This window comes from Methylorubrum populi (assembly GCA_036946625.1).
Lineage (GTDB): Bacteria > Pseudomonadota > Alphaproteobacteria > Rhizobiales > Beijerinckiaceae > Methylobacterium > Methylobacterium populi_C.
This window is the reverse complement of sequence record JAQIIU010000002.1, coordinates 860230-873715: the sequence shown is the minus strand read 5'-3', so window position 1 is coordinate 873715 and position 13486 is coordinate 860230. Positions and strand designations below refer to the sequence as shown.

Genomic DNA, 13486 nt, shown 5'->3' with positions numbered 1-13486 from the left:
CTGGACCAAAAGGCGAACGGCGTCGAGACCCGATCCGGAACCGGCGGTCCCCCTCACGCGTCACTCGGGGGAGACCTGAAACGCAGACGGATGAAGGATACGAGGCCATGCGCGCCCCGTCTCTCGCCCTCGTGATCGTGCTGGCCGGCCTGGCGCCGGCCCTGGCGCAGAGCCCCGGCAACCGCGGGGCGACGAGCCGGCAGAACGAGACCTTCGAGTACCGGAACCAGAACCGCAACTTCGAGCAGCGGCAGACCCTGGAGAACAGCGCGGTCCGGAATCAGATCCAGCGCGCGCCGCTCAACGTGCCGCCGCCTTCGGGACCGGCTTACGCGCCCCGACGCTGAGCGCGGCTCGAGCTCGGGATGCGGGTCGAGGCTTGCCCGTGCTATGGCCGCCTGAACGCGTCGTTCGAGACTCCTTTCCGCCTTCGAGCCGTGGAGAGGGGCGGCGAACGCGAAGGAAGTCCTGCGGCCCGCAGGCCAGGCGGAAGCGATAACGGTGCGTGATATCCTGACCGCGCTCGCGGGCGCCGTCGTCCTGCTCCTCGTGGCGGCTCTGGCCGTGCCGCCCTTCATCGACTGGTCGGCCCACCGCGCGCTGATCGACCGCACGCTCGCCGAATCCCTCGGTGCCGGCGCCCGCAGCGAGGGCGCCGTCGACCTGCGGTTGCTCCCCTCGCCGCACCTGCGCCTCGCCCGCCTCCGGCTCGGCACGGAGGACGGGCCGAACCTCGACGCGCAGGGCGTCGATGCGGAGATCGCGCTGGCCCCGCTGCTCAAGGGCGAGATGCGCTTCGTCCAGACCTCGGTCGGGCGCGCGGCGCTGACCGTGCCGGTCTCCGAGGACGCGCTGCTGCTGCCGGCCGACCCGCGATCCGTTCGCCGCGACATCGTGATCGACGACCTGCGCATCCGCCGGCTCTCGATCGCCACGAGGCGCGCGGGGGAACCACCCCAGGAGCAACCACCCCAGGAGCAACTGACGGCGGAAAATCTCCGTCTGCGGGCGCCCGCGCTCGCCGGCCCGTGGCTGGTCGAGGGAACGGTGAAGGGCAGTCCCTTCCACCTCGCGACCAGCGCGGCGGCGGGCGACGGCGGCTTCTCGATGAAGCTCACGGGCGGCGGCGACACCGTGCCGAAGCTGGAGGTGGACGCCCGCATTGCCCTCAAGCCGGCGGAGTCTCTCTCGGACAAAGCCTCGCGGCGCGGCCTCGTGCCGGAGGCGGAGGGCTCGGCCAGGCTGACGGTCGGCCCGCCGGTCCAGCCGGCCGGCGCCGTCCTGCCGCTGACCATGGCCGGCAAGTTCGACGCGCGCGGGCCCGTCATCGACGCCAGGACGGTCGAGCTCGAACTCGATCCCGGCGGCAAGGCGGCGCGGCTCTCGGGCAGCGGCCGCCTCGACCTGCGCGCGGGCCGGCTCGGCCTGAACCTGCGCACCCGCCGCCTCGATCTCGACGGGCTGCTGCTCTCCTCCGGCGGGCGGGCCCTGCTGACGCAAGGGCTCGCCTCGGGCGCCCTGACGCCGCCGATGCTGCTCGACCTCGACCTCGCCGCCGAGAGCGTGGCGCTCGGCCTCGACGACTGGGCCGACGTGACCTTGCGCGGCACCTTCGACCGCGGCGGCGGTCTCGTGCTGCGGCGCTTCGAGGGGACGGCGCCGGGCGCCGCGAGCGTGTCGGCGACCGGGGAGGCCGAGCTGTCCGCTTCTCCGCGCTTCTCCGGGCATCTCGACGTCGCCGCGCGCAATTCGGAGGGACTCGGGCGCTATCTCGGCCGGATCGGGGCGGAGGAAACCCTCGCGGCGATCCTCGACGGGCGCGCCTTCGAACTCGGCACCGACCTTTCGGCGGCGAGCACCGACCTGTCGCTGCGCAACCTGCGGCTCACCCTGGGCGAGGCACGCGTCACCGGCAACGCCCGCTATGCCCGGGCCGATGCGGGCGGGCGCGGCCGGCTCGATGCGCAGCTCGCCGCGAGCGGCATCGACGTCGCCGCGTTGCCGCCGATCGGCGAACTCATGAACGGTCTCAGCCGGCACGATCTCGGCCTGACCCTGAAGGCGCGCGACGTGCGCTACGGGCCGTCGGGCGCGCATTCCGGCAACGGCACCATCGCGGTCAGCCTGCAATCGGACGGCGCGAGCCTCGTGGTCGACACCCTCGACATCACCGATCTCGCCGGAGCGAGCGCGCAGCTCGCCGGACGGATCGCGCCGGACGGTTCGGGCCGGATCGAGGGCCGCGTGACGGCGGACAAGGCCGCGCCGCTGCTCGCCCTGCTGGAACGCGGTTTCCTGCCCGAGGCTCGCCTGGTGCCGCGGAGCTTTCGCGAGAGCGGACTGGCCCTCGACCTGACGTTGGAGCGGGAATCGGGCGAGGCGGATGCGCTGCGCGCGCGCGCCAAGGGCCGGGCTGGCGAGGGCGACCTCGATCTCGCCCTGCTGACGCGCTCGGGCCGGATCGACCGCCTCGACGCGACGCTGGCGACGCAGAGGACCGGCCGCTGGTTCGGCCGCGACGACATCGCCGATCTGCGCCGGCCCGGACGCCTGACGCTGACCGGTACGCGGCCGGCCGGGATCGGCTCGGGGAGCACCCCGCCGCTGGCCCTCGGCGTCGAGGGCCATCTCGCGGGCCTCACCCTCTCGACGCCCCGTCCGATCCTGCTCGACGCCCTCGATGCGCCGGCCTCCGGCGGCGAAATCCGGTTGGAGACACCCGATCTCGCGCCGTTCCTGACCCTCGCCGGCGGCGCCGGGACGGCCGCCGGTCCGATGCCGGCCTCGCTCGCGCTGGCGCTGTCGCGGCGGGGCGCGAACGCGCATGCCGACCTGCGCGGTCAGGCGGCCGGCACGGATCTGTCCGCCGCCCTCGACCGCGCGCCGGACGGCACGCTCACCGGCGCCGCGACGCTCGGCCGCCTCTCGCTGCCCGCGCTCGCCGCGGCCACGGTGCTGCCGGCCGATGCCGGCGGACGCTTCACGCCTGCCCCGGTCCAGCCGCGCGCCACGCTGAACCTCAAGGTCGGGCAACTCGACCTCGGCCGCGGTCTCACCGCCGAAGCCGCGGGGCTGACGCTGGTGCGGGAGGGCGATGCCCTGAGCCTGCGCGATCTCTCCGCCGGTCTGGGCAAGGGGCGGATCGACGGCAGCGTCACCCTGGCCCGCTCGGGCGGCGGGGCCTCGGCCTCGGGTGAGGGCAGGCTCGACGGCGTCGATCTCGCCGGCCTGATCGGCTCCGGACCGGTCACGGGCCGGCTCTCGGGCGCTCTGCGCTTCGGTGCGACGGGGGCGAGCGCCGCCGCTCTGGCCGGCGACCTTTCGGGAAGCGGCGAGATCCGGCTGGCCGACCTGACGTTGCCCTCCGCCGATGCCGGTGCGCTCGACCGGGCGCTCGGCAAGGCTCTCGCCGAGGACGATCCCTTGCGCGAGGGCCGGCTTCAGGTCCTCGTCTCGGAAGAATTGTCCGCAGGGCCGCTGCGGGCCCGGGGGCCGGTCTCCGCGGGCTTCACCCTGTCGGGCGGCACGCTGCGCACCGGCCCGCTCGCGATCGATCTCGGGTCCGCGCGCTGGAACGGCACGCTGCAGGTCGATCTGCCCGGCCAGAGCCTCGACGCCCGCGGTGCCCTGACCGCTGCGGCGGTGCCGAAGGGTTGGTCCGGCGCGGCGCCATCGGTCCAGCTCGGCTTTACCGGCCCGCTCACCGGGCCCGAGCGCCGTCTCGATACCGCACCGCTCACCACCGGCCTCGCCGCCCTGGTGCTCCAGCGCGAACTCGAGAAGATCGAGCTGTTCGACGCCGACCAGAGCGAGCGTCAGCGCCGCCGCGCCCGGATCGAGATGGATCGCGCCCGCGCCGCTGCCGAGGAGGCGGCACGCCAGGCCCGGATCAAGGCGCAGCAGGCCGCCGAGGCGACGGCTCGCAAGCGCGAGGCGGAAGAGGCGGCGCGGCGCGCGCGCCTGGAGGCCGAGCCCGCTTCACCGCCGGAAACCCAACCCCTCGACATCGCCCCGCCCGGCACGCGGCCCTGAGCACCTGTTTGACCGATAGACGGAACATGAGCGGTCACTCGCGAGGAGCCACGACCGCCCGGTCCCATCCTCCCCCCTCATCCTGAGGTGGCGGCGCGCAGCGTCGCCCTCGAAGGATCCTCCAGGGATCGCGCGGGACCTGGAGCCCCCTTCGAGGCCGCTTCGCGGCACCCCACGATGAGGGGGGGGAGGATGGGAGTTCCACAATCAAACAGGCCCTGGAGGCTTTCGAAGCCGAAGCGGACGAGGAGTTTGAAACCGATCCGCCCATCGAGGGCTTGCAGCCGTCCGCGTTGCGCAGCCGGCGTCGCCGCTGCGATGACGCGTCGTCGCTTTTGTGAGGGAGGAAGGCCGCTCGACGGCAGACAGAGGCATCGTGTGCCGCGATGATCGCGCTCGTCTCCGAGGTGACTCTCCCCATGTCTGTCCCATCCTTCCAGGCTCCCTACGCTCCGGACGACGCGGCTCTCGGCGAGATGCTGCTGCGAGAGGCGCCCCTCCCGGCGGCGGCGGAGGCGGCCGTCGATGCGCTCGCCACCGACCTGATCGACGCGATCCGCGCGGATGCCGGCCACGGCGCCGTCGAGGCCCTGCTGCGCGAATACGCGCTGACCACCCGCGAGGGGCTGGCGCTGATGAGCCTCGCCGAAGCGCTGCTGCGGGTGCCCGATGCCGCGACCGCCGATCGGCTGATCGCCGACAAGCTGCGCGAGGGCGACTTCGCGGGCCACGTCGTGCGCTCGGAGAACGGGCTCGCCCACGCCGCGTCCTGGGCGCTCGGCCTCGGTGCCCGCATCGTCGGTCCGGAGGACACGCCGGAGGCGACGCTCGGGAGCATGGTGCGCCGCCTCGGCCGTCCCGCGGTGCGGACGGCGGCGCACCGGGCGATGCGGGTGATGGGCGGGCAGTTCGTGCTCGCCGAGGATATCGGCGCGGCGCTCAAGCGCGCCGGTTCGGGGGCCGCCCGGCACTCGCGCTACTCCTTCGACATGCTGGGGGAGGGGGCCCGCACGGCCGCCGACGCCGAGAGCTACCGCCGGGCCTACGCCCGCGCCATCGCGCGGATCGGCCGGGAGGCCGGCAACGCCCCCCTGCCCGCCCGGCCCGGCATCTCGATCAAGCTCTCGGCGCTCCACCCGCGCTACGCACCGACGCAGGCCGAACGGGTGATGGCCGAACTGGTGCCGGTGGTCCTCGACCTCGCCCGCGACGCCCGTGCCCACGACCTCAACGTCACCCTGGACGCGGAAGAAGCCGAGCGGCTCGAACTCTCCCTCGACGTGTTCGCGGCGGTGCTGGCCGATCCGGCGCTCGCCGGCTGGGACGGGTTCGGCCTCGCGATCCAGGCCTATTCGAAGCGCTGCCTGCCGCTGATCGATCACGTCGCCGCCCTCGCCGAGCAACACGGCCGGCGGCTGATGGTGCGGCTCGTCAAGGGCGCCTACTGGGACACCGAGGTGAAGCTCGCCCAGATCCAGGGCTTGAGCGACTATCCCGTCTTCACCCGCAAGGCGGTGACGGACCTGAACTACCTGTCCGCCGCCCGGCGGCTGCTGTCCCACCGCCCGCGCCTCTACCCGCAATTCGCCACGCACAACGCTCTCACGGTGGCGGGCGTGCTCGGCCTCGCCGGCCTGCTCGACCGTCCCGCGGCGGAGGAGCCCGGCTTCGAGTTCCAGCGCCTGCACGGCATGGGCGAGGCGCTCTACCAGCGGCTCGCCGAACGCTTTCCCGCACTCGGTCAGCGGGTCTACGCACCGGTCGGCGGCCATCGCGAACTGCTCGCCTATCTCGTGCGCCGCCTGCTGGAGAACGGGGCGAACGCCTCCTTCGTCGCCCGCGCCGCCGACCCCGCCGTGCCGGTCCCGCATCTGCTCGCCCGTCCGCAGGCGCTGATCGAGACGCCCGCGCTCGCCCGTCATCCCAGGATTCCCATGCCGCGCGACCTGTTCGGGCAGGAGCGCCGCAACGCGCCGGGTCTCGCCTTCGGCGATCGCGCGGCGCTCCGGCGACTCACCGACGAGATCGGTGCCGCCGCCGGGTCTGCCGAGGCCACACCGCTCATCGAGGGCGCCGCTCAAGCCGGTCGCGTGCGGCCGGTTCTGAGCCCGATCGACGGCGGACCGCTCGGCAGCGTCGCGGAGGCGGATGACGGCACGGCCGCGCGCGCCATGGAGGCCGCTTCGCGCGGCTTCCCGGCCTGGGCCGCGACGCCCGCTTCAGAGCGCGCCGCCTGCCTGGAGCGGGCGGCCGACGCGTTCCTGCGCGAGCGCGGCCGTCTTCTGCACCTGCTGCAGGCCGAGGCCGGCAAGACCCTGGACGATGCCGTCGCGGAGTGGCGCGAGGCCGTCGACTTCCTGCGCTACTACGCGGCGCAGGGACGCGGCCTGTTCTCGGAACCGCAGATGCTTCCGGGGCCGGCCGGCGAGGCGAACACCCTGCGCCTCACCGGCCGCGGCGTGTTCGTCGCGATTTCGCCCTGGAATTTTCCGCTCGCGATCTTCACGGGCCAAGTCGCCGCGGCGCTGATGGCGGGCAATGCGGTCGTCGCCAAGCCGGCGCCGCAGACGCCGCTCGTGGCCGATCTCGCCGTGCGCCTGCTGCATCGGTCCGGCGTGCCGGCCGGTGCCCTGCATCTCGTCCCCGGCGGCCCGGAGACCGGCGCCGCCCTGATCGCCCATCCGGCCCTCGGGGGCGTCGTCTTCACCGGCTCCACGGCGACGGCGAGGGCGATCAACCGGACCCTCGCTGATCGCACAGGCGCGATCCTGCCGCTGATCGCCGAGACCGGCGGCATCAACGCGATGATCGTCGATGCCACGGCCCTGCCGGAGCAGGTGGCCGACGACGTCGTCACCTCCGCCTTCCGTTCGGCCGGCCAGCGCTGCTCGGCCCTGCGCCTGCTGCTGGTGCAGGAGGATGTGGCCGACCGGATGATCGCGATGGTGGCCGGCGCCGCACGGGAATTGACGGTCGGCGATCCGCGCGACCTCGCCACCGATCTCGGCCCGGTGATCGACGCGCGCGCGAAGGCGCGGCTCGACGCGCATGTCGCGACGATGACGGCCTCGGCGCGCGTGCATCTCGCGAGCCGGTCTCCGGGCGGCCTGTTCGTGGCGCCGCACATCTTCGAGATCGGCGGCGTCTCCGATCTGCGGGAAGAGGTGTTCGGCCCGATCCTCCACGTCGCCCGCTACCCGGCGAACGGCCTGACGAAGGTCGTGGAGGGGATCCGGGCCGGCGGCTACGGGCTGACGCTCGGCATCCACTCGCGGATCGAGGAGGCCGCCGAGCGGATCGCGGCATCGCTGCCGCACGGAAACGTCTACGTGAACCGCAACATGATCGGTGCGGTCGTCGGCAGCCAGCCCTTCGGCGGCACCGGCCTGTCGGGCACCGGCCCGAAGGCCGGCGGCCCGCATTACCTCGCCCGCTTCGCCACCGAGCGGACGCTGACGGTGAACACGGCCGCAGCCGGCGGCAGCGTCGGGCTCATCACCCTCGACGGATGAGGAACCTCAATCCTCGGCGACCTTGGCTATCGGCCGGTCGCTGCCCTGCGCGGTCTCGTCGTGCCACTGGCCGCGCCCGTCCTGATAGCGGATACCCTCGGTCGAACCCGGCACCTGCTGCTCGGCGGCGGCCGCCTGCGCCGCTTCCAGCGCCTCCTGGCGGCTCGGGAAGGTCTCGGAGAACACGTCGCCGACCTTGTAGGCGAAGCCGCCGTCATGCTCGACGATGTGGTAGGTCACCTCGGTCATCTCGAAAAATCCCGCTCGTTTCGGCCTCGTCGCATGCTGGTGCCGAACCGGCCGCGATGGCCGGAGGTTCCGTTTCCACGGCTCAGTGCCTGTTTGACTGCGGGATCCATCTCGCCCCTCATCCTGAGGCGCCGGAGTGCAGCGGAGGCCTCGAAGGGGCTCCGGGAATCTCGCGCGGGATCCGGAGCCCCCTTCGAGGCCCCTCACGATGAGGGTGGGGATGGGAGCGGTGTCGAAGGCCGCGGCCGGCCCGCCCCCTGCGGCACGCGCGCCGCCAAGGGAGCCGCCAAGGGAGAGGAGAGCGAGCCCGGCGGCGAATCGTCATGGCGCCCATCCCTTCCGCGAAAAAGGGATGCCACGCCGAGGCGGCGGCACGGTACGGGCCGGATCGTCGCGGTCTCAGGGTCAGGAACGTCAGGCCGCGCGGGCGGCCAGGGCCTCGCGCACGGTCAGCACGATGCGATCCTCATGGCCGGGACGCGGCACGAGGATCGCGTTCGACGGCATCAGGTCGGCGCCGTCGCCGATATCCGGATCGCAGGCGACGACGATGCCGAGATTGGGCCGCAGCGCACGCGCCTCCGCGGCAAGCTCGCCGAAGCCGAGGGACCCGTGCAATTCCGCATCCGTCACGAGGACATCGACCGGCAGGCCGAGCACGAGGACCGTCAGGGCGTCGACGGCGGATTCGACGGTGATCGCGCTGTAGCCCGCCCGCCGGATCTGTCCATTGATCTCGTCGCGCCACTGCTTGCTGCGGCCCGCGATCAGGACTTGAACACCGTAGCAACTGCGCGTCGCAACGGACAGGCTCTCGTTTCCGCCTTCGCCAGCGGAATCACGGTCGAGCCTGACTTCTTCCCGAACTTGTTTGCGCTGCATCATTCCAAGTTACGCAAGCGGCCGAACACATTCAAGCGGCCCCGCTTCATACATATTCGTTATATTGAACAGGCCCGCGCCGCCGATCATGCTTCACGGCGCCGGTGCGGTTCCGATCCTCCGCCGGGGCTCCGAACTCCGGTTGATGCTCTGAGAGCCTGTTTGACCGACCAACGTGTCTTCGTCAGGCAACGGCAAGGCGAGGGAAGGTCCTACTCCCCTCCCCACCCTCATCCTGAGGTGCCGGAGCGGAGGCCTCGAAGGGCGCTCCAGGAATCGCGCGGGATCTGGAACACCCTTCGAGGCCGCTCACGCGGCACCTCAGGATGAGGGGCGAGATGGGATCACTGCAGTCAAACAGGCTCTGACAGATGCTCTCCTTCCCCTCATCGCCGTCATTCCGGGGCGCCGACAAGCGAACCCGGACCCGAAGGGGCGCACCGGAGGCGTGCAACCCACGACCGGTCTCGATGCCCTGCTTCGGCGGCGTATCGCGGGTGGATTCCGGTTTCCGCCGCGCGGCCCCGGACTGACGGCCGTCAGGTGTTCCAATGAGTGACGCCGCATCCGAAAAGCCGATCACGTTGACCCGAGTTCGCAGCCCTGGATCCTCCGCTGCGCGTGTTGACGTGGGCCCGTACCGGCGCAAGAGAACGCCCTGGGACGACGCCCCTCGACGCTTCGGTTTCATGCCGGTGTCGCGTCCGCGTGCGAGGGCGCCCCTCCCGATGCGGCCGATGGGTCGGGTTACGGGAACGAGACGGAGCCGACGACCGATGTCATCCACGGAAATCTCGCCGCTGGCGCCGACCACCACGCCTGCCCTGCCGGACATCCCCGGCGTGCGCCTCGCCACCGCCCAGGCGGGCATCCGCTACAGGAACCGCACCGACGTGCTCTACGTGGCCCTGGCCGAGGGCACCACGGTCGCGGGCGTCTTCACCCGCTCGCGCTGCCCCTCCGCACCGGTGGATTGGTGCCGGGACGCGCTGCAGGCGGGCAAGGGCGCGCGGGCGCTCGTGGTCAATTCGGGCAACGCCAACGCGTTTACCGGCCTGAAGGGCCGCGAGGCGGTGGCGCTCACCGCCGAGATCGCGGGCCGGGCGGCCGCTTGCGCGCCGCAGGCGGTGATGATCGCCTCGACCGGCGTGATCGGCGAGCCCCTCGACGCGCGCAAGTTCGAGGGCGTGCTGGCCGATTGCGCCGCGCGCGCCGAGGGCGGCGCCGAGGCCTGGGCGCAGGCGGCCAGAGCCATCATGACCACCGACACCTTCCCCAAGCTCGCCACCCGCCGGGTCGAGATCGGCGGCGTGCCGGTCACGATCAACGGCATCGCTAAGGGCGCCGGCATGATCGCCCCCGACATGGCGACGATGCTCTCCTTCGCCTTCACCGACGCGGCGCTGCCGCAGGACGTGCTTCAGGAACTGCTGAGCGCGGGCACCCGGACCTCGTTCAACTGCGTGACGGTCGACGGCGACACCTCGACCTCCGACACGCTGCTGCTCTTCGCCACCGGCGCGGCGGGCCACGCCCCGGTGACGCGGGCCGACGATCCGAGCCTCGCCGGTTTCCGCGCGGCGCTCGACGATCTCCTGGTCGAACTGGCGCAGCTCGTCGCCCGGGACGGCGAGGGCGCGACCAAGCTCGTCACCGTCGAGGTCGAGGGCGCCGAGAGCGATCCGTCCGCCCACCGCATCGCCCTGTCGATCGCCAACTCGCCGCTGGTGAAGACCGCCGTGGCCGGCGAGGACGCGAATTGGGGCCGCGTCGTCATGGCGGTCGGCAAGGCCGGCGAGCCCGCCGACCGCGACCGCCTCGCGATCTGGTTCGGCGACGTGCGCGTCGCCGTGCGGGGGGCGCGCGATCCCGATTACAGCGAGGCGGCGGCCAGCGCCGTGATGCGGCGGCCCGAGATCACGGTGCGCGTCGAACTCGGCCTCGGCCAGGGCCGCGCCCGCGTCTGGACCTGCGACCTCACCAAGGCCTACGTCGCCATCAACGGGGATTACCGCTCGTGAAGCCCAGCCTCCTCGCCGCACCGCTCCTCGTCCTCACGATCGCGAGCGCCCCGGCCGCGGCCGACGACGAGGCCGGCCGCATCCGCGTGATCGGCCGGGCCTCGCAGGAGATCGCCCCCGACTTCGCCTCGGTCGATATCGGGGTCGAGAGCCGCGGCGCCACCCCGGCCGCCGCCCTCGACGCGGCGAGCCAGACCGCCACCGGCATCATCGCCGCCGCCAGGGAGATGGGCGTGGCCGAGGCCGATATCGGCACCTCCTCGATCACCCTCCAGCCGCGGACGAGGACGATCCGCCAGTCCGACGGGACCACGGGCGAGCGGGACGACGGCTACACCGCGGGCAACCGCGTGCGGGTACACCTGGCGGAGATGGGCAAGCTCGGCGAGCTGATGCGGCGCGCCCTCGATTCCGGCGCCAACCGGATCCAGGGCATCGGCTTCGGCCTGCGCGATCCGGCGGCGGCGGAAGTGGCGGTGCAGGTCGCCGCCGTCAAGGATGCCAGGGCCCAGGCCGAGCGCATCGCCGAGGCGAGCGGGGTGAAGCTCGGTTCCGTCCTCTCGATCGACGCGCCGCCGCGCGCCGAGGCGCCCCGTCCGATGCCCTACGGCCTCGCCATGGCCAAGGCCGCGGCACCGCGCGGCCGCACCGCCGTGCCGGTCGAGGCCGGCGCGATCGAGACCTCGGCGGAGGTCGAGGCGGTGTTCGCGATCGGCCGATGAGCGCGATGCCCCTCAAGCTCGTGCTCGTCGTCGCAGCGGCCCTGGTCGATGCCGACGGGCGGGTGCTGATGGCCCGGCGCCCGGAGGGCAAGACGCTCGCCGGCCTGTGGGAGTTTCCCGGCGGCAAGGTCGAGCCCGGCGAGCGGCCGGAGGAGACGCTGATCCGCGAACTCGCCGAGGAGCTCGGCATCGCGGTCGAGGAGCCCTGCCTCGCGCCGCTGACCTTCGCCAGCCACGCCTACCCGGATTTCCACCTGCTGATGCCGCTCTACATCTGCCGGCGCTGGGAAGGGTTTCCGCAGCCGCGCGAGGCGCAGGCGCTGCGCTGGATGCGTCCGGGGACCTTGCGCGACCTGCCGATGCCGCCGGCCGATCTGCCGCTGATTCCCTTCCTGATCGATCTGCTCGGACCCTGACCCGGGCCCGAGCCCGGGAGGAGACGGGAACGATGGCGCGCAGGGCGAAGACGGCGACCGGGGAGGCGGCGGGAGCGAAGGCGTCGGCAGCCGGCAAGCCGCGCAAATCCCGCAGCACGACGCCGAGCGCGGAAAACCTCGCCGCCCTGAGCCGGGAGCGGCTGATCGCACTGATCCTCGAAGAGGTCGGCCAGAGCGCCGCCTTCAAGAAGCGGGTGAGCGCGGCGCTGGCCGCCCTCCAGGGGCCCGATACCGTGGCCGCCCTGATCGACCGCCGCCTCTCCGCCCTGGAGAAGGCGCGCGGCTTCATCGACTGGCAGAAGCGCCGTGCCTTCGCCGCCGATCTCGACGCGACCCTGGCCACCATCCTCGCCGACCTGAAACCCCTCGACGCCGCCATGGCGCTCGACCGGCTGCTGCGCTTCCTTCGGACCGCCGACGCCACGCTGGAGCGGGTGGACGATTCGAGCGGGCAGGTGAACGACGTCTACGAGGCGGCCTCGGAAGCCGCCGAGGGCCTCGCCGCGGGGCTTCCGCCGGAGGCCGCGATCCGTTTCGCCGCGTGCGCCCTCGGCCAACTCGACCGCGACGGCTTCGGCCACGTCACCGGGTTGCTGATCGATCTGCTGCCGAAGCTGCCCAAGGACGCGCTCGCGCCCATCGACGCATCGCTGACCGAGGCGCTGGCCGCGCTCCCTGCCTCGACCGGGAAGAAGAAGGGATCTTCGGCGTTCGACAGGGCCGGACAGGAGTGGGAGCGGCGCTATCACCGCCTGCGCCTCAACCGCCTTCGTCAGGTCATCGCCGACGCCCGCGGCGATGCCGACGCCTTCATCGCGATCGAATTGGAGATGTCGCCCCATCACCCCGACCTCGCGGCCGTGGCCGAGCGCCTGCTCGAAGCCGGCCGGGCCGAGGAAGCGCTCGACTGGGTCCGGCGCGACCAGGGACAGCGGACGGTCATCGTCACCCGCGAGGATCTGATCGCCGGCATGGTCGAGCCGTCCAGGCCGGAACGCGAGCGCGAGGCGGTGGAGGTCCGCATCCTCGACGCCCTCGGGCGCAAGGACGAGGCTCAAGGATTGCGCTGGGCGCGCTTCGAGCAGGGCCTCGATCCGCAATCCTTGCGCGACTATCTCGCCCGCCTGCCCGATTTCGAGGACGAGGAGGCGCTGGAACGCGCCTTCACCCATGCCGCGAGCCGGAAGGACCCGCATGGCGGCCTGTACTTCCTCGTCCGCTGGCCGAACCTCGATCGCGCCGCCCGGCTCGTGCTCGACCGGCGCACGGAGTGGTCGGGCCGTATCTGGGAACTGCTGGCGCCGGCCGCCGAGGCGCTGGAGCCGGATCATCCGCTGGCGGCGAGCATCCTCTACCGGTCGCTCGTCGACGACATCCTGGAGCGCGGGCGCTCCGCCGCCTACGGCCACGGTGCCCGCCACCTCCTGAGCCTCGGCGCACTCGCCTCGGGCCTCGAACCCGGCGAACTGAGCCCGAGCCACGAGGACTACGTCGCGCGGCTGCGCAAGGCCCACGGGCGCAAGTTCGGATTCTGGTCCCAGGTGGAGGGTTGAGACGGTCCGCCGCCGTTGTGCGTCTTCGGTCGATCCGGCCGATGGATTCGGGAGAGAGTGCGCGGAGTCCGTGAGCGT

Annotated in this window: 9 protein-coding genes; 7 read left to right on the top strand and 2 right to left on the bottom strand. The window is 72.7% G+C overall.

The features are described from left to right. Positions 1-107: 107 nt before the first annotated feature. The 3 genes from PGN25_06140 (at position 108) to putA (ending at position 7544) form a co-directional block, all read left to right on the top strand. Positions 108-347, top strand: coding sequence for a hypothetical protein (locus PGN25_06140; protein MEH3117183.1), 240 nt, complete (start codon positions 108-110; stop codon positions 345-347). Positions 348-501: 154 nt separating this feature from the next. Continuing rightward, the gene (locus PGN25_06135; protein ID MEH3117182.1) at positions 502-4032 is read left to right on the top strand and encodes an AsmA family protein; all 3531 of its coding nucleotides are present in this window, start codon (positions 502-504) and stop codon (positions 4030-4032) included. Positions 4033-4451: 419 nt separating this feature from the next. Further along, positions 4452-7544, top strand: coding sequence for a bifunctional proline dehydrogenase/L-glutamate gamma-semialdehyde dehydrogenase PutA (gene putA, locus PGN25_06130; protein MEH3117181.1), 3093 nt, complete (start codon positions 4452-4454; stop codon positions 7542-7544). Positions 7545-7550: 6 nt separating this feature from the next. Here the strand turns inward: putA and PGN25_06125 are convergent, their stop codons facing one another. Together PGN25_06125 and PGN25_06120 are read right to left on the bottom strand one after the other, a co-directional pair. Then, positions 7551-7793: a DUF2188 domain-containing protein gene (locus PGN25_06125; GenBank protein ID MEH3117180.1), complete on the bottom strand. Its 243-nt coding sequence runs from the start codon at positions 7791-7793 to the stop codon at positions 7551-7553. 414 nt (positions 7794-8207) lie between these two features. Then, positions 8208-8678: a histidine kinase gene (locus tag PGN25_06120; protein ID MEH3117179.1), complete on the bottom strand. Its 471-nt coding sequence runs from the start codon at positions 8676-8678 to the stop codon at positions 8208-8210. Between the two features lie 773 nt (positions 8679-9451). On the opposite strand from PGN25_06120, the gene argJ reads away from it, so the two are divergent. From argJ to PGN25_06100, 4 genes are read left to right on the top strand one after another with little or no spacing between them, the layout of a single operon-like run. Next, positions 9452-10696 carry a bifunctional glutamate N-acetyltransferase/amino-acid acetyltransferase ArgJ gene (gene argJ, locus PGN25_06115; protein MEH3117178.1) on the top strand — a complete coding sequence of 415 codons (1245 nt, stop codon included), beginning with the start codon at positions 9452-9454 and terminating at the stop codon, positions 10694-10696. After that, positions 10693-11418 (top strand): SIMPL domain-containing protein, encoded by a 726-nt coding sequence (locus PGN25_06110; protein ID MEH3117177.1) that lies wholly within the window; start codon positions 10693-10695, stop codon positions 11416-11418. The genes argJ and PGN25_06110 overlap by 4 nt, the downstream gene beginning before the upstream one ends. Then, on the top strand, positions 11415-11834 hold the full coding sequence (locus PGN25_06105; GenBank protein ID MEH3117176.1) for a (deoxy)nucleoside triphosphate pyrophosphohydrolase: 420 nt from the start codon (positions 11415-11417) through the stop codon (positions 11832-11834). Before PGN25_06110 ends, PGN25_06105 begins: the two co-directional genes overlap by 4 nt. 32 nt (positions 11835-11866) lie before the next feature. Next, on the top strand, positions 11867-13408 hold the full coding sequence (locus tag PGN25_06100; GenBank protein ID MEH3117175.1) for a hypothetical protein: 1542 nt from the start codon (positions 11867-11869) through the stop codon (positions 13406-13408). Positions 13409-13486: the final 78 nt, after the last annotated feature.